The organism is Limnobacter sp. (assembly GCF_036405155.1).
Taxonomy (GTDB): Bacteria; Pseudomonadota; Gammaproteobacteria; order Burkholderiales; family Burkholderiaceae_B; genus Limnobacter.
In genome coordinates this window covers 1-15,590 of the sequence record NZ_DASWYD010000008.1, presented here as the reverse complement: position 1 = coordinate 15,590, position 15,590 = coordinate 1, and the positions used below count along the sequence as shown (strand labels likewise).

General features: G+C 55.7%; 12 protein-coding genes, 1 tRNA gene and 1 pseudogene. All 14 read right to left on the bottom strand.

Going from position 1 to position 15,590, the window contains the following annotated elements:
- Positions 1-141 (bottom strand): GTP-binding protein (locus tag VGE55_RS14140; protein ID WP_331132320.1); only part of this gene is annotated, 141 nt, incomplete at its 3' end.
- A 31-nt stretch (positions 142-172) separates the two neighbouring features.
- Complete coding sequence (gene fusA, locus VGE55_RS14135) at positions 173-2,275, bottom strand: elongation factor G (protein ID WP_256763038.1); 2,103 nt, start codon at positions 2,273-2,275, stop codon at positions 173-175.
- 18 nt (positions 2,276-2,293) lie between these two features.
- Positions 2,294-2,764 carry a 30S ribosomal protein S7 gene (gene rpsG, locus VGE55_RS14130; RefSeq protein WP_256763039.1) on the bottom strand — a complete coding sequence of 157 codons (471 nt, stop codon included), beginning with the start codon at positions 2,762-2,764 and terminating at the stop codon, positions 2,294-2,296.
- A 133-nt stretch (positions 2,765-2,897) separates the two neighbouring features.
- Positions 2,898-3,290 (bottom strand): 30S ribosomal protein S12, encoded by a 393-nt coding sequence (gene rpsL / locus VGE55_RS14125; RefSeq protein ID WP_256763040.1) that lies wholly within the window; start codon positions 3,288-3,290, stop codon positions 2,898-2,900.
- 145 nt (positions 3,291-3,435) lie between these two features.
- Positions 3,436-7,665 (bottom strand): DNA-directed RNA polymerase subunit beta', encoded by a 4,230-nt coding sequence (gene rpoC / locus VGE55_RS14120; protein ID WP_331132319.1) that lies wholly within the window; start codon positions 7,663-7,665, stop codon positions 3,436-3,438.
- 23 nt (positions 7,666-7,688) lie between these two features.
- Positions 7,689-11,798: a DNA-directed RNA polymerase subunit beta gene (rpoB, locus tag VGE55_RS14115; protein WP_331132318.1), complete on the bottom strand. Its 4,110-nt coding sequence runs from the start codon at positions 11,796-11,798 to the stop codon at positions 7,689-7,691.
- A gap of 152 nt (positions 11,799-11,950) precedes the next feature.
- A complete protein-coding gene (rplL, locus tag VGE55_RS14110; RefSeq protein ID WP_256763043.1) occupies positions 11,951-12,331 on the bottom strand; it encodes a 50S ribosomal protein L7/L12 in 381 nt (126 codons plus the stop codon).
- A gap of 45 nt (positions 12,332-12,376) precedes the next feature.
- Positions 12,377-12,907 (bottom strand): 50S ribosomal protein L10, encoded by a 531-nt coding sequence (gene rplJ / locus VGE55_RS14105; RefSeq protein ID WP_256763045.1) that lies wholly within the window; start codon positions 12,905-12,907, stop codon positions 12,377-12,379.
- A 210-nt stretch (positions 12,908-13,117) separates the two neighbouring features.
- Entirely contained in the window at positions 13,118-13,816 is a 699-nt protein-coding gene (gene rplA, locus VGE55_RS14100) for a 50S ribosomal protein L1 (protein WP_256763046.1), read from the bottom strand.
- Position 13,817: 1 nt separating this feature from the next.
- Positions 13,818-14,249: a 50S ribosomal protein L11 gene (rplK, locus tag VGE55_RS14095; protein ID WP_256763047.1), complete on the bottom strand. Its 432-nt coding sequence runs from the start codon at positions 14,247-14,249 to the stop codon at positions 13,818-13,820.
- 144 nt (positions 14,250-14,393) lie between these two features.
- Positions 14,394-14,927, bottom strand: a complete 534-nt coding sequence (nusG, locus tag VGE55_RS14090; protein WP_331132317.1) for a transcription termination/antitermination protein NusG — start codon at positions 14,925-14,927, stop codon at positions 14,394-14,396.
- Positions 14,927-15,310, bottom strand: coding sequence for a preprotein translocase subunit SecE (secE, locus tag VGE55_RS14085; RefSeq protein ID WP_331132316.1), 384 nt, complete (start codon positions 15,308-15,310; stop codon positions 14,927-14,929). The genes nusG and secE overlap by 1 nt, the downstream gene beginning before the upstream one ends.
- A 56-nt stretch (positions 15,311-15,366) precedes the next feature.
- Positions 15,367-15,442: transfer RNA gene (locus VGE55_RS14080), tRNA-Trp, on the bottom strand.
- Positions 15,443-15,449: 7 nt separating this feature from the next.
- Positions 15,450-15,590: pseudogene (gene tuf / locus VGE55_RS14075) on the bottom strand (elongation factor Tu); the annotation flags it as partial.

Here is a 15,590-nt window from a genome sequence, read left to right as displayed (position 1 = left end):
GTAACCCTTGGCTTCTCCACCAATCAGGCGCGCCAACACGGTTGTGATCGCCGCTGTCAGTGTCGTCTTGCCATGGTCCACGTGACCAATCGTTCCAACGTTTACGTGCGGCTTCTTACGCTCAAACTTTTCTTTTGCCATTGCAAATACCTCTCGATTCTTTAAATGTCAATTACTTGGCGCGGGCGCTGATCACAGCGTCTGCAACGTTCTTGGGCGCTTCGGAATAGTGCTTGAATTCCATGGTGTAAGTTGCGCGACCCTGCGTCAGCGAACGCAGTGTTGTGGCGTAACCAAACATTTCGGCCAATGGCACTTCGGCTTTGATCGCCTTGCCACCGCCCACCATGTCGTCCATGCCCTGAACCACACCACGACGTGAGGACAAATCGCCCATCACGGTACCGGCGTAATCTTCAGGTGTTTCAACTTCCACGGCCATCATGGGTTCCAGCAGAACTGGGCTGGCACGACGCATACCTTCCTTGAAACCCATGGAGGCAGCAATCTTGAACGCTTGTTCGTTGGAGTCCACGTCGTGGTATGAACCGAAGTGCAATGCCACTTTCACGTCGACCACTGGGTAACCAGCCAGTACGCCGTTGGACAGGGATTCTTCAATACCCTTTTGAACCGCTGGGATGTATTCGCGAGGAACCACACCGCCCTTGATTTCGTCCAGGAACTCAAAGCCCTTGCCAGCTTCGTTGGGCTCAACGCGCAGCACCACGTGACCGTACTGACCACGACCACCCGACTGGCGAACGAACTTGCCTTCCACTTCCTTAACGGAATTGCGGATGGTTTCGCGGTAAGCCACCTGTGGTTTGCCCACGTTGGCTTCCACACCGAATTCGCGCTTCATGCGGTCAATAATGATTTCCAGGTGCAACTCGCCCATACCGGCGATGATCGTCTGACCGGATTCTTCGTCAGTGCGTACACGGAAAGAGGGGTCTTCTGCAGCCAGACGACCCAGTGCGATACCCATCTTTTCCTGGTCAGCCTTGGTTTTGGGTTCAACGGCCTGTGCAATCACAGGCTCGGGGAACACCATGCGCTCCAAGGTGATGATGGCGGAAGGATCACACAGGGTTTCACCAGTGGTCACTTCTTTCAAACCCACGCAAGCGGCGATGTCGCCCGCACGAATTTCTTCCACTTCCTGGCGGTTGTTGGCGTGCATCTGAACGATACGGCCAATACGCTCTTTCTTGCCCTTAACCGGGTTGTACACGGAGTCGCCCTTGTTGAGCACACCGGAGTACACACGAACGAAGGTCAACTGGCCCACGAATGGGTCGGTCATCAGCTTGAACGCCAAGGCGGACAGCTTCTCTTCGTCGCTGGCTTGACGGGACACGGGCTGCTCGTCTTCGTCCATGCCGGATACGGGTGGAATGTCCACGGGTGATGGCAGGAATTCAATCACGGCGTCCAGCATGCGCTGCACACCTTTGTTCTTGAACGCGGTGCCGCACAGCATGGGCTGGATTTCGGTGGAGATGGTGCGCGTGCGCAGACCGAGCTTGATCTCGTCTTCGGACAGGTCGCCTTCTTCCAGGTACTTGTTCATCAGGTCTTCGGACGCTTCTGCAGCGGCCTCAACCATTTCACTGCGCCATTTGGTGGCATCGGCCTGCAGGTGCGCAGGGATGTCACGGTATTCGAACTTCATGCCCTGAGAGGCTTCGTCCCAAATGATCGCTTTCATCTTGATCAGGTCAACCACGCCTTCGAAGTTGTCTTCGGCGCCGATGGGGATCACGATGGGCACTGGATTGGCGCGCAGGCGCAGCTTCATCTGGTCATAAACCTTGAAGAAGTTGGCACCGGTGCGGTCCATCTTGTTCACAAAGGCCAAACGGGGCACTTTGTACTTGTTGGCCTGACGCCACACGGTTTCGGACTGGGGCTGAACGCCACCCACCGCGCAATACACCATGCAAGCACCGTCCAGAACACGCATGGAACGCTCTACTTCGATGGTGAAGTCCACGTGCCCGGGGGTGTCGATGATGTTGAAACGGTGTTCGGCGAAGTTCATGTCCATGCCCTTCCAGAAGCAAGTGGTTGCAGCGGACGTGATGGTAATACCACGCTCCTGCTCTTGCTCCATCCAGTCCATGGTGGCCGCACCGTCGTGCACTTCACCGATTTTGTGGTTTACGCCGGTGTAGTAAAGAATACGTTCGGTCGTGGTGGTCTTTCCGGCGTCAATGTGCGCCGAAATACCAATGTTGCGATATCGCTCAATGGGCGTCTTACGAGCCATTTGCTACTCCAGAGAAATTTAGAATCGGAAATGCGAGAATGCCTTGTTGGCTTCAGCCATGCGGTGTACTTCATCGCGCTTCTTCATCGCGCCACCACGGCCTTCTGCAGCTTCCAACAGTTCACCGGCCAGACGCAGATCCATCGACTTTTCACTGCGCTTCTTGGCGGCTTCACGTACCCAACGCATGGCCAGCGCCAGACGACGGGAGGGACGAACTTCCACCGGAACTTGGTAGTTCGCACCGCCCACACGGCGGGACTTCACTTCAACAACGGGTTTCACATTGTTGATGGCTGAGTTGAATACTTCGAGGGGATCTTTGCCGGCCTTGGTGGAGATGCTGTCAAAAGCACCATACACAATGCGCTCAGCAACCGCTTTCTTGCCAGACAACATGATGACGTTCATGAATTTGGCTACTTCGGTGCTTTGAAATTTTGGATCTGGCAGCACTTCTCTGCGCTGCACTTCGCGACGACGTGGCATTTTCTATTCCTTTATCTTCAGCGCGGGCTCAAAAGCCCACTATTGCATCTGCTTACTCGACCCACCCATGTGGGCCGCACGGAATGCGGTGGATGTTAAAGCGGGGCGGTGACGCCTGTGTGAAACACAGACATTACTTCTTGGCGCCGCCACCAGCTTTTGGACGCTTGCTACCGTACTTGGAGCGCGCCTGTTTGCGATCTTTAACGCCCTGCAGGTCCAGAGAACCGCGAACGATGTGGTAACGCACACCGGGCAAGTCTTTTACACGGCCGCCGCGGATCAGCACCACGGAGTGTTCCTGCAGGTTGTGGCCTTCACCACCGATGTAGGAAATCACTTCGAAGCCGTTGGTCAGGCGCACCTTGGCAACCTTACGCAGCGCGGAGTTTGGTTTTTTTGGAGTGGTTGTGTAAACACGTGTGCAAACACCGCGCTTCTGGGGGCAATTCTCCAGTGCGGGGCTTTTGCTTTTCGCAGTCACACTGGTGCGGGGCTTCCGCACAAGTTGATTGATGGTTGGCATAGTTCCAGTTCCGGTTTAGAAAAAACAAAAGGGCTACGGGCGAACCCGCAGCCATTTGAGCCCGCGATTGTATTCCAAAATACAACCGCGGGTCAATCTTTAAGGGGGCTTATTTCAAACCCCGAATTGTTGCCTGCTCAAGGACTTAGCTTTCGTCAGAGCCCTCGGCTGCAGGCATGTTGAACAGTGCTTCGGCCTGTGCACGTGGATCCTGCTCGGCTTCCAGCATGCGAAGTTCCTCGGCCTCGCGGCTTTCCTTGTCCTTGCGGGCCTTGTGATAGGCCAGGCCTGTGCCCGCTGGAATCAGTCGACCGACGATCACGTTTTCCTTCAGACCGCGCAGATCGTCGCGCTTGCCCATGATGGCCGCTTCGGTCAGCACGCGGGTTGTTTCCTGGAAGGAAGCCGCGGAAATGAACGAATCGGTGGACAAGGAGGCCTTGGTAATACCCAACAGGATGTTTTGGTAGGTGGCTTCCCGCTTGTTTTCGGCACGCATTTTGTCGTTTGCATCCAACAATTCGGAACGCTCAACCTGCTCACCGGGAATAAACCCGGTTTCGCCGGCATCGTCCACCACCACACGGCGCAGCATCTGTCGAACAATCACTTCAATGTGCTTGTCGTTGATCTTCACACCTTGCAAACGGTACACGTCCTGCACTTCGTCCACGATGTAGCGGGCCAGGGCTTCGATGCCCAAGAGGCGCAGAATGTCATGCGGATCGGCCGGGCCGTCCACAATCGATTCACCCTTGTTCACCACTTGACCGTCGTGCACCAGCACATGCTTGTCTTTGGGAATCAGGAACTCGTGGGACACGCCGTCCAGGTCGGTAATCACCAGACGCTGCTTGCCCTTGGTGTCCTTGCCGAAGGAGACCGTACCAGTGACTTCAGCCAACATGCCGGCGTCTTTCGGGGAACGGGCTTCGAACAATTCAGCCACACGGGGCAGACCACCGGTAATGTCACGGGTCTTCTGGCTTTCCTGCGGAATACGCGCCAGAATTTCGCCCACAGACACGTCTTGACCATCGCGAACAGTAATCAAGGCGCCTACCGGGAAGCTGATGTTCACGGAGTGGTCGGTGCCTGCAATTTTTACTTCATTGCCGGCCGGGTCGAGCAATTTCACCTGCGGACGCTCACCTTTGCCAGTGGCTGTACGGCGCTTGGCGTCGATCACCACCAATGTGGACAAACCAGTCACGTCGTCGATCTGTTTGGCAACAGTGGCGCCTTCTTCGATGTTCTCGAATTTGATCTTGCCACCGTATTCGGTCACGATCGGACGGGTCAGAGGGTCCCAAGTGGCCAGCAATGTACCGGCTTTGACCTGGTTGCCGTCCAACACGGACAATGTGGCACCGTAGGGCACCTTGTGACGCTCGCGCTCACGACCGAAATCGTCGGTGATCAGCACTTCACCAGAACGGGAAATCACGATCTGCTCGCGCTTGCCGTTGGTGATGTAACGCATGGTCGCAGTAAAACGGATGATACCGTTCGACTTGGCTTCGATGCTGGACACCACGGCAGCGCGGGAAGCCGCACCACCGATGTGGAATGTACGCATGGTCAGCTGGGTACCGGGTTCACCGATGGACTGGGCAGCAATCACGCCGACGGCTTCGCCGTTGTTCACCAGCGTGCCGCGGCCAAGGTCTCGACCGTAACACTTGGCACACAGGCCATAGCGGGTGTCGCAAGACAACGGTGTGCGGACACGCACTTCGTCGATGCCCAGTTGGTCGATGAGTTCTACGGCGTCTTCGTCCAGCAACTTGCCGGTCTCGAACACGGTTTCCTGGGTTTCAGGATTGACCACATCCGCCACAGTGACGCGGCCCAAAATGCGGTCGCGCAGGGCTTCAATCACCTCACCACCTTCCACCAGGGCCTTCATGGCCACACCGTTGGAGGTGCCGCAATCGTCTTCAACCACCACCAAGTCCTGTGTCACATCGACCAGACGGCGGGTCAGGTAACCCGAGTTCGCAGTTTTCAACGCCGTATCAGCCAGACCCTTACGGGCGCCGTGGGTTGAAATGAAGTACTGCAACACGTTCAGGCCTTCGCGGAAGTTCGCGATGATCGGTGTTTCAATGATGGAGCCATCTGGCTTGGCCATCAGGCCTCGCATACCGGCCAGCTGACGGATCTGCGCAGCAGAACCACGGGCACCGGAGTCGGCCATCATGTAAATGGCGTTGAAGGATTCCTGACGAACTTCTTTGCCATTGCGGTCGATGACTGGCTCGGTCGCGAGTTGCTCCATCATGGCCTTGCCCACCTGGTCGCCTGCACGGCCCCAAATGTCCACCACCTTGTTGTAGCGTTCGCCTTGGGTCACCAGACCCGATGTGTATTGCGCTTGAATTTCCTTCACTTCAGCTTCAGCAGCCGCAATAATAGTCTGCTTCTGCGCTGGCACCACCATGTCGCCCATGGCGATGGAAATACCACCGCGGGTCGCCATGCGGAAACCGAACTGCATCAGCTTGTCCGCGAAAATCACGGTTTCGCGCAGACCACAACGGCGGAAGGACGCGTTGATCAAGCGGGAAATTTCTTTCTTCTTCAACGGACGATCGATGAAGGAGAATGGCAGCCCTGGGGGCAGAATTTCGGACAGCAAGGCACGGCCAACTGTGGTGTCGTAACGTGTGCGCTTGGCTGTCTTTTCACCGGTTTCCTTGTTCACCACGAATTCATTGATTCGCACGGTGATGCGGGTGGCCAGTTCCACTTCCTTGTTGTCGTAGGCGCGGTTGACTTCGCCAACATCGGCGAACACCAAACCTTCGTTCTTGCCGTTGACCTTGTCGCGGGTGGTGTAATACAGACCCAACACGATGTCCTGCGACGGCACGATCGAGGGATCGCCGTTGGCAGGGAACAGCACGTTGTTGGAGGCCAGCATGAGCGTGCGGGCTTCAATCTGGGCTTCCAGCGACAGGGGCACGTGAACGGCCATCTGGTCACCGTCGAAGTCGGCGTTGAATGCTGCACACACCAGCGGGTGCAATTGAATAGCCTTGCCTTCAATCAGCACAGGCTCGAACGCTTGAATACCCAACCGGTGCAATGTGGGTGCACGGTTCAGCATCACGGGATGTTCGCGAATCACTTCTTCCAGAATGTCCCACACAATGGGTTCCTGGTTTTCAACGAACTTCTTGGCCTGCTTGATGGTGGTTGCAATGCCCATCACCTCAAGGCGGTTGAAAATGAAGGGCTTGAACAGTTCCAGCGCCATCAGCTTGGGCAAACCGCACTGGTGCAGTTTGAGCTGTGGACCCACCACAATCACGGAGCGACCGGAGTAGTCCACGCGTTTGCCCAGCAAGTTTTGACGGAAACGACCGCCCTTGCCCTTGATCATGTCGGCCAGCGACTTCAATGGGCGCTTGTTGGCGCCGGTCATGGCCTTACCGCGACGACCGTTGTCCAGCAGAGAATCGACCGCTTCCTGCAACATGCGCTTCTCGTTGCGCACGATGATGTCCGGTGCGTTCAGTTCGAGCAAACGCTTCAAGCGGTTGTTCCGGTTGATCACGCGGCGGTACAGGTCGTTCAGGTCGGATGTCGCAAAGCGACCGCCGTCCAGCGGCACCAGCGGACGCAATTCGGGCGGCAGCACAGGCAGCACTTCCAGAATCATCCACTCGGGCTTGATGCCAGACTTTTGGAAACCTTCCAGAACCTTCAGGCGCTTGGCGATTTTCTTGATTTTCGCCTCAGAACTTGTAGCAGCCAGTTCATCGCGCAGGGTGTTCACTTCGCGGTCGATGTCGATGGACTTCAGCAGTTCACGAATGCCTTCGGCGCCCATGTGAGCCACGAAGTCATCGCCATACTCTTCCTGCTTGGCAAGGTAGTCTTCTTCGGTCAGCAGTTGGGCGCGCTTCAGCGGTGTCATGCCGGGCTCTACCACCACAAAACCTTCGAAGTACAACACGCGCTCGATGTCACGCAGGGTCATGTCCAGCACCATGCCCAACCGGGACGGCAGGGACTTCAGGAACCAGATGTGCGCAACAGGCGATGCCAGGTCAATGTGGCCCATGCGCTCGCGGCGCACTTTGGCCAGGGTCACTTCAACGCCGCACTTTTCGCAGATCACACCGCGGTGCTTCAGGCGTTTGTACTTGCCACACAAGCACTCATAGTCCTTGATTGGGCCAAAAATCTTGGCGCAAAACAGACCATCGCGCTCGGGCTTGAACGTGCGGTAGTTGATGGTTTCGGGCTTTTTGACTTCACCGAAAGACCACGAACGGATTTTGTCAGGGGAAGCAATCGCGATTTTGATGGCGTCGAATTGCTCGTCCTGCTGGACCTGCTTGAACAGATCTAATAATGCTTTCATCTATATACCTCCGTCGCGACCGATCAGAAACGGTCCAGATCAATATCAATGCCCAGTGAGCGGATTTCTTTCACCAACACGTTGAAAGATTCCGGCATGCCGGCATCAATGGTGTGATCACCCTTGACCAGATTTTCGTACACCTTGGTTCGACCGTTCACGTCATCGGACTTCACGGTCAACATTTCCTGCAGCACATACGATGCGCCATAGGCTTCCAAGGCCCACACTTCCATTTCACCGAAACGCTGACCACCGAACTGGGCCTTACCACCCAATGGCTGCTGAGTCACCAGCGAGTATGGTCCGGTAGAACGGGCGTGCATCTTGTCATCCACCAAGTGGTGCAGCTTCAGCACGTGCATGTAGCCCACAGTGACCTTGCGGTCGAAGGCGTCGCCGGTGCGACCGTCAAACAGGGTGATCTGGGTTTTGTGATCATTAAAGCCCAGGGCCTGCATGCGGGGGTCGTCACTTGGGTAAGCCAGTTCCAGCATGTCGAGAATGTCTTTCTCGTTGGCGCCGTCAAACACGGGGGTTGCAAACGGCATGCCCTTGGACAGGTTCTTGCCCATGTTGATGATTTCATCATCGGTCATGGAATCGAGGTCCACTGGGGTACCTGTGCTGTTGTACACCTTGGCCAGGTATTCGCGCAGGCGGGCCACAGCGTTTTGTTGCTGCAGCATTTCGCCGATTCGATCACCAATGCCCTTGCCGGCCCAACCCAGGTGGGTTTCCAGAATTTGACCCACGTTCATACGGGATGGCACACCCAGCGGGTTCAACACGATGTCAACGGGGCGACCATCGGCCATGTGCGGCAGGTCTTCCACCGGCACAATCTTGGAGACCACACCCTTGTTACCGTGACGACCGGCCATCTTGTCACCGGGCTGCAAACGGCGTTTGACAGCCAGGTAAACCTTGACCATCTTCAACACGCCTGGGGGCAGCTCGTCGCCTTGGGTCAGCTTCTTGCGCTTCTCTTCGAAGGCCAGATCAAACTGGTGACGCTTGTCTTCAATAGACTTCTTCAGGGTTTCCAGCTGATTGGCGGCTTCTTCATCGGCCAGGCGAATGTCGAACCAATGGTGACGGTCCACCTCGGCCAGATAGTCCGCAGCAATCTTGGTGCCCTTGGCCAACTTGCCAGGTCCACCATTGGCGACCTTGCCCACCAGGAAACGCTCAATACGGCTGAAGGTGTCCGCCTCAACAATGCGCATCTGGTCGTTCAGGTCCAGACGGTAACGCTTGAGTTCGTCGTCGATGATGGACTGGGCGCGCTTGTCGCGAACGATGCCTTCGCGGGTGAACACCTGGACATCGATCACCGTGCCTGTCATGCCGGACGGCACGCGCAGGGAAGTGTCTTTCACGTCCGACGCTTTTTCACCGAAAATGGCACGCAGCAATTTTTCTTCCGGGGTCAGCTGGGTTTCACCTTTGGGCGTGACCTTGCCGACCAGCACATCGCCAGCCTGGACTTCTGCACCGATGTACACAATGCCGGAGTCGTCCAGACGGGTCAGTTGCGCTTCAGACAGGTTGGAAATGTCGCGGGTGATTTCTTCGGAACCCAGTTTCGTATCACGAGCCACCACCGACAATTCTTCGATGTGGATGGAGGTGTAGCGATCTTCGGCCACCACGCGCTCGGAAATCAGGATGGAGTCTTCGAAGTTGTAGCCGTTCCAGGGCATGAACGCGACCAACATGTTTTGGCCCAAGGCCAATTCACCCAGGTCCGTGGAGGCACCGTCGGCAATCACGTCGCCACGGGCGATGATGTCGCCGCGATTCACAATGGGACGCTGGTTGATGTTGGTGTTTTGGTTGGAACGGGTGTATTTGATCAGGTTGTAAATGTCGACACCAACGGAACCGGGTTCCACTTCGTCGTCATTCACGCGGACCACAATGCGGTTTGCATCCACGTAGTCGACCACACCACCGTGGTCAGCCGTGATCACGGTGCCAGAGTCAACCGCCACGGTACGCTCAATGCCGGTACCGGCAAATGGCTTTTCGGGACGCAGACAGGGCACGGCCTGACGCTGCATGTTGGCGCCCATCAACGCACGGTTCGCATCGTCGTGTTCCAGGAACGGAATCAGGGAGGCAGCGACCGACACGATTTGGCCTGGCGCAACGTCCATCAACTGCACGCCCGATGGATCCATCAATTCAAATTCACCGGCCACCCGGCAAGACACGAGGTCACCGACCAAGCGCTTTTTCTCGTCAACTTCAGCGTTGGCCTGAGCGATGACATAGCGGCCTTCTTCAATGGCGGACAGGTAAACGATCTCGTCGGTCACCACGCTGTTCTCCACCTTGCGATACGGGGTTTCGAGGAAACCGTATTCGTTCAGGCGGGCAAACATCGCCATGGAGTTGATCAAACCAATGTTCGGACCTTCCGGTGTTTCGATCGGGCACACACGGCCATAGTGGGTGGTGTGTACGTCTCGAACCTCGAAGCCTGCGCGTTCGCGGGTCAGACCACCAGGGCCCAGTGCGGACACACGGCGTTTGTGCGTGATCTCGGACAAGGGGTTGGTCTGGTCCATGAACTGGGACAACTGCGATGAACCGAAGAATTCCTTGATGGCCGCAGAAATCGGCTTGGAATTGATCAGGTCGTGCGGCATGAGGTTTTCTGCCTCAGCTTGGCCCAGACGTTCCTTCACGGCACGCTCAACACGCACCAAGCCAGCACGGAATTGGTTTTCAGCCAACTCGCCCACACAACGCACGCGGCGGTTACCCAGGTGGTCGATGTCATCGATTTCGCCGCGACCATTGCGCAGATCCACCAGAATCTTGATCACTGCCAGAATGTCGTCGTTGGTCAGCACCATGGGGCCTTCCACTTCAGGACGGCCCACACGGCGGTTGAACTTCATGCGACCCACGCGGGACAAGTCGTAGGAGTCTTCGCTGTAGAACAGGCGATTGAACAGCATTTCCACGGCTTCTTCCGTGGGCGGCTCGCCAGGGCGCATCATGCGGTAGATGGCCACACGGGCAGCGGTTTGGTCCACCGTTTCGTCAGTGCGCAGGGTCTGGGAAATGTAAGGCCCCTGGTCCAACTCGTTGGTGAAAATGGTCTCAATGGACTTCACACCCGCATCGCGGATTTTGCCCATGGTTTCTTCGGTGATTTCGTCGTTGGCGTTGGCCACCACTTCACCGGTGCTCGGGTCGATGATGTTTTTGGCCAGCGTGCGCCCAATCAGAAACTCTTCCGGAACGGAAATCTTGGTCAGACCCGCGGCTTCGATGTCACGGATGTTTTTGGCGTTGATGCGCTTGTCCTTTTGAACCAGCACTTTGCCGGCCTTGTCCACGATGTCGAACTTGGCCACTTCACCCTTCAGGCGGCTGGTCACCACGTCCATCAGTGCGCCTTCCGACTTGATTTCGAACTGATCGAATTCAAAGAAGGTGGACAGGATCTGCTCGTTGTTCATCCCGATGGCTTTCAGCAGGATGGTCACGGGCATTTTCCGGCGACGGTCTACGCGGAAGTACAGAACATCTTTGGGGTCGAATTCAAAATCGAGCCAAGAACCGCGGTAAGGAATGATGCGAGCCGAGAACAGCAGTTTGCCGGAGCTGTGGGTTTTGCCGCGGTCGTGTTCGAAAAACACACCGGGAGACCGGTGCAACTGAGACACGATCACGCGCTCGGTGCCGTTGATCACGAATGAGCCGTTGCGGGTCATCAGGGGCAGTTCGCCCATGTAGACCTCTTGCTCTTTGACTTCCTTCACAGTGGGCTTGCTGGCTTCGCGGTCCAGCAGCACCAGGCGCACGCGTGCGCGCAGTGGGGAACAGAAGGTCAGACCACGCTGCTGACACTCCTTGACGTCAAAGGCGGGTTCGCCCAGTGCGTACTGGACAAACTCCAGTCGGGCGTAGCCATTGTGCGACACGATGGGGAATACAGACTGGAATGCAGCCTGAAGCCCCTTGTCTGCCCGGTTCTCAATGGGCGTGCCCAATTGCAGAAACTCGGTGTAAGAGTCAAGTTGAGTGGTGAGAAGGTACGGAACATCCAAAACTGGAGGCCGTTTCGCAAAGCTTTTGCGTATGCGTTTTTTCTCGGTGGCAGAGTAAGACATATTTTCTGTCCTGATGTCGAGCGGATTAAGCGATGGGCAGGTGGATGCACATGGCTTAACCAACTCAGTCGGGTTGATTCAAATCACAAACCAGAACTTCAAGCGCAAAAAGCCCGGAGGCGAAAACCCCCGGGCATTTGCGAAAATCGACATTATTTAACGTCGACTTTGGCACCAGCTTCTTCGAGTTGCTTCTTGATGTCAGCGGCTTCAGCTTTGGAAACGCCTTCTTTCACGTTCTTGGGTGCGCCGTCTACCAGGTCCTTGGCTTCTTTCAGGCCCAGACCGGTGATTGCACGCACAACCTTGATCACGTTTACTTTGCTTTCGCCAGCGGCTGTCAGAACCACGTCGAATTCAGTTTTTTCTTCTGCAGCAGCGGCACCGCCACCAGCAGCAGGCGCAGCAGCAACAGCAACAGCTGCAGCAGCGGCAGAAACGCCAAACTTCTCTTCCATTTCTTTGATCAGTTCGGACAGTTCGAGTACGGTCATGCCAGCGATGGCGTCGAGGATTTCGGCTTTAGTTGCCATGGTATTTCTCCAGTAAAAAGTTTGATTCGGCTATCTTGAAAAATGTTATGCAGCTTGCGAGTCTTTCTGGTCACGCACTGCAGCCAGACCACGCACAAATTTTGTAGGCACTTCGTTGAGGGTGCGAACAAACTGAGCGATGGGGGCTTGCATGGTGCCCAGCAATTTCGACAGAAGCTCTTCACGACTTGGCATGGTGGCCAGGGCCTTCACACCATTGGCGTCCATCACCTGACCGGGCATTGCACCGGCGGTGAGAACGAGTTTGTCGTTGCTTTTGGCAAAATTGACCAACACTTTGGCTGCTGCAACGGGGTCAGCACTGATCCCGTAAATCAGCGGGCCGGCCATTTTGTCGGACAATGCCTCGAAAGGCGTTCCAACAACGGCACGGCGGGCCAATGTGTTTTTCAAAACACGCAGATAAACACCTGCTGCGCGAGCTTCTTTACGAAGCTGCGTCACACTTTCTACAGACAGACCACGATATTCAGCAACCACGATGGCTTGGGCATTCACCAGCTCGGCGGATACCTCTTCAATCACGGCTGCTTTTTCTTGGCGATTTAAGGCCACGGTCTTTCTCCAAAAAGAAGCGCTTATTGCACTGTTAAAACAGGCGACCGAAATCAAGCTTTGAACTAACATTCATTACTTTTCTTCGGGACCGCCATCTCGGTTGGATGGTTTTTTAAAACGCCACCCCAATACTGCGGGCATTGCTTCCAACGGTCTTTGACGACTAGGCCGGGTTGCTTGGAGGAACCCGGCACAGCCCAAAGTTTCTTATTGACCCAGCACGGAGGCTTGGTCAACGCGTACGCCACCACCCATGGTGCTGGATACGGCAATTTTTCTCAGGTAAATGCCCTTGGACGAGGCTGGCTTGGATTTGTTCAAAGCTTCCACCAGCGCGCTCAGGTTGGACTTGAGCTGGTCTACATTGAAGGACGCACGACCAATGGTGCAGTGAATGATACCGGCCTTGTCGGTGCGGTACTGGACCTGACCGGCCTTGGCATTTTTAACAGCCGTGGCCACATCGGGCGTTACAGTACCCACTTTGGGGTTTGGCATCAAACCACGGGGACCCAGGATTTGACCCAGCGTACCCACGATGCGCATGGTGTCGGGCGATGCAATCACCACGTCGAAATTCATGTTGCCGGCTTTTACTTCGGCAGCCAGGTCTTCCATGCCGACGATGTCTGCACCAGCGGCTTTGGCTTCTTCAGCCTTTGCACCTTGAGCAAACACAGCAACGCGAACTGTTTTACCAGTACCGGCAGGCAATACCACGGAGCCACGAACCAGCTGGTCGGATTTGCGTGCGTCAATGCCCAACTGAATGGCCGCGTCAACGGACTCATCAAATTTGGCAGTGGCGGTTTCCTTGATCAGGCTCAGCGCCTGGTCAACGGGGTATACAGAATTGCGATCAATCTTGGCGCGGATCGCTTGTTGGCGCTTGGACAATTTTGCCATGTTACAGACCCTCTACCACGATGCCCATGCTGCGGGCAGAACCAGCCACGGTGCGAACAGCAGCTTCAAGATCGGCGGCTGTCAGGTCGGGCATTTTTGTTTTGGCGATTTCTTCAGCTTGAGCACGAGTGATGCTGCCGACCTTGTCCATGTGCGGACGTGGCGAACCCTTCGTGATCTTGGCTGCTTTCTTGATCAGGGTGGTTGCGGGCGGGGTCTTCATGATGAACGTGAAAGACTTGTCCGCAAACGCAGTGATCACCACGGGAATTGGCAGGCCGGGTTCCAAACCTTGGGTTTGGGCATTGAAGGCCTTGCAGAATTCCATGATGTTCAGACCGCGCTGACCCAGCGCTGGACCGATGGGGGGTGAGGGGTTGGCTTTACCCGCTGGCACTTGCAGCTTGATGAAGCCGATGATTTTCTTGGCCATCTTTGTTTCTCCGTGAGTTCAAACGCAACCGAAGTTGCTCCTCGTCTTGCTTACTTGACCGTTTGCCCTGCCAGCAATGAAAACAGGCGGCCTTAAAAACCAAAACCCGGCTTACAAGCGAAAGGATGCCCCAAAGGGCTTCTCTCAAACTTTCTCGACCTGGTGGAAATCCAACTCAACCGGCGTGGCCCGACCAAAAATGGTCACCGACACACGCAGCTTGCTCTTCTCGTAATTCACTTCTTCAACGTTGCCATTGAAGTCGGCAAACGGGCCTTCTTTGACCCGCACCATTTCGCCCACTTCAAACAGCACCTTGGGACGGGGCTTCTCAGCACCTTCCTGCATCTGCTGCATGATTTTGTCGACTTCCTTTTGGGAAATCGGTGTTGGGCGGTTGCCCACACCACCCACAAAACCAGTCACTTTGGGTGTGTTTTTCACCAAGTGCCAGGAGTCGTCGGTCATTTCCATTTCAACCAGCACATAGCCCGGAAAAAAGCGACGCTCGGAAATGGATTTTTGACCACCCTTGATTTCAACCACTTCCTCAGAGGGAACCAGGATTTGACCAAACAAATCGGAAATTTCGGAGCGATCGATGCGCTCCTGCAAGGCTCGCTGAACGCTTTTCTCGAGTCCCGAGTAGGCGTGCACGACGTACCAGCGTTTTGCCATTATGTTGTCCATCCCAAAATCACGTCGTAAAACAACCACTCGAGCGTTTTATCGACCGCAAGCAAATAAATCGCCATGATGAGCACGAAGCCAAACACCACGGCGGTCATCTGCATGCCTTCTTTGCGCGTGGGCCAAACCACTCGCTTGGCTTCGCTCACGGCGTCTTTGGCAAATGCCGCAAACTGCTTGCCGGTTTGAGACATCAAAAAACAGGCCACAGCAAGACCAACACCCAACACCACCACACCCAGACGGACGAAGAAGTCTTGTGCAGAAAAAACTTGATAGGCCACCGCGCCACCAATCGCGAAGACGATGGAGAGGGCCAGCAAAGCTTTGTCTTTGCCGGTGGAGACCGTTTGGATGTCGTTTTGCGCCATGTTTTTAAATGTAAGCCGCCGCTGATGTTATTCAGCGGCGACACTCCTACCAAATTTGGCAGGGCAAGAGGGAATCGAACCCCCAACCTTCGGTTTTGGAGACCGACGCTCTGCCAGTTGAGCTATTGCCCTAAAGAGATTACTTCGTAATCTTGGCAACCACGCCGGCGCCCACTGTGCGACCGCCTTCACGGATCGCAAAGCGCAGACCTTCTTCCATCGCGATTGGCGCAATCAGCTCCACGTTGATGGACACGTTGTCACCAGGCAACACCATCTC